Source organism: Kitasatospora sp. NPDC056531 (assembly GCF_042794375.1).
Lineage (GTDB): Bacteria > Actinomycetota > Actinomycetes > Streptomycetales > Streptomycetaceae > Kitasatospora.
In genome coordinates this window covers 1-1,532 of record NZ_JBHTTU010000346.1, presented here as the reverse complement: position 1 = coordinate 1,532, position 1,532 = coordinate 1, and the positions used below count along the sequence as shown (strand labels likewise).

The window sequence follows — 1,532 nt, the reverse complement described above, 5'->3', positions numbered from 1 at the left end:
GTGCGGGAAGCGGTGCGTTTCCACGATGGTGTGCGCGCTCTGCACGCGGCGGGGGCGCGGGCGTTCCTGGAGGTGGGCCCGGACGGTGTGCTGACGGCGATGGCCGCGGACAGCCTGGACGGCGAGGACGCGACCTGTGCCGCGGTCCAGCGTCGTGACCGGGAGGAGCCGCTGGCCCTGATGCAGGGCCTGGCCGAGGCCCACGTCCACGGCGTCACCGTCGACTGGCGGCAGCTCTTCGCCGGCCAGGGCGCCCAGCGGGTCGACCTGCCCACCTACGCCTTCCAGCACGAGCGCTACTGGCTGTCGACCGGAACGGCCACTGGGGCAAATAGGTCGTGGGAGGTCTCCGGCAGAGAGGAAGCCGTCGCGTCGACGGGCCCGTCAGCTGAATCCCTTGTCCGGAGCCTGGCCGGCCGTGGCGACGACGAGCGGTTCGCGGCGCTGCTCGACCTTGTCCAGGTTCAGACGAGCGAGGTCCTGGGGCACCAGTCCACCGACGCGGTCGAGACCGGGCGGGCCTTCAAGGAGATGGGCTTCGACTCGCTGACCGCGGTGGAGCTGCGGAACCGGCTCAAGTCGGCGACCGCACTCGACCTGCCCACCAGCCTGGTCTTCGACTACCCCACGCCGACCGCTCTCGCCGAGCACCTGCACGCCCTGCTGACCGGATCGGTGACGGACCTCCAGGCGACCGATCTTGTCGCCAACGCCACCGACGAGCCGATCGCGATCATCGGCATGAGCTGTCGGTACCCCGGCGGTGTTACCTCGCCGGACGAGCTGTGGCGACTGGTGGACGAGGGACGGGACGGTATCTCCACGTTCCCGCTGGACCGCGGTTGGGACGAGGATCTCTACGATCCGGAACCCGGGCTGGAGGGCAAGTCCTACACCCGCGAGGGCGGATTCCTGTACGACGCCGCCGAGTTCGACGCGAGCTTCTTCGGAATCTCGCCGCGTGAGGCCGTGGCGATGGATCCGCAGCAGCGGCTGCTGCTGGAGGCGTCCTGGGAGGCGCTGGAGACGGCCGGGATCGACCCGTCCGCGTTGCGCGGGAGTCGGACCGGTGTCTTCGCCGGCGTTGCCTCCCTCGATTACGGTCCGCGCCTGCACGAGGCGCCGGAGGAGGTCGCCGGGTACCTGGGTCTGGGTAACGCGGGCAGCGTCCTGTCCGGTCGGATCTCGTACTCGTTCGGTCTGGAGGGGCCGGCGGTGACGGTGGACACGGCGTGTTCGTCGTCGCTGGTGGCCCTGCACCTGGCGGCTCAGGCGCTGCGGCAGGGCGAGTGCAGCCTGGCTCTGGCCGGTGGTGTCACCGTGATGTCCAGCCCGGCGGCCTTCCTTGAGTTCAGCCGTCAGCGGGGGCTGGCGGCGGACGGTCGTTGCAAGTCGTTTGCGGCTGCTGCTGATGGGACCGGCTGGGCTGAGGGTGTCGGCATGCTGCTGGTGGAGCGGCTGTCGGACGCGCGGCGTCACGGGCACCGGGTGTTGGCGGTGCTGCGCGGTAGCGCGGTGAATCAGGATGGTGC

The 1,532-nt window shown here is 70.5% G+C and carries 1 protein-coding gene; it reads left to right on the top strand.

Annotation, left to right across the window (positions count from 1 at the left end; genetic code table 11):
• The coding region (locus tag ACFQ87_RS46305) for a beta-ketoacyl synthase N-terminal-like domain-containing protein (RefSeq protein ID WP_380617061.1) at window positions 1-1,532 on the top strand (1,532 nt) is incomplete at both ends.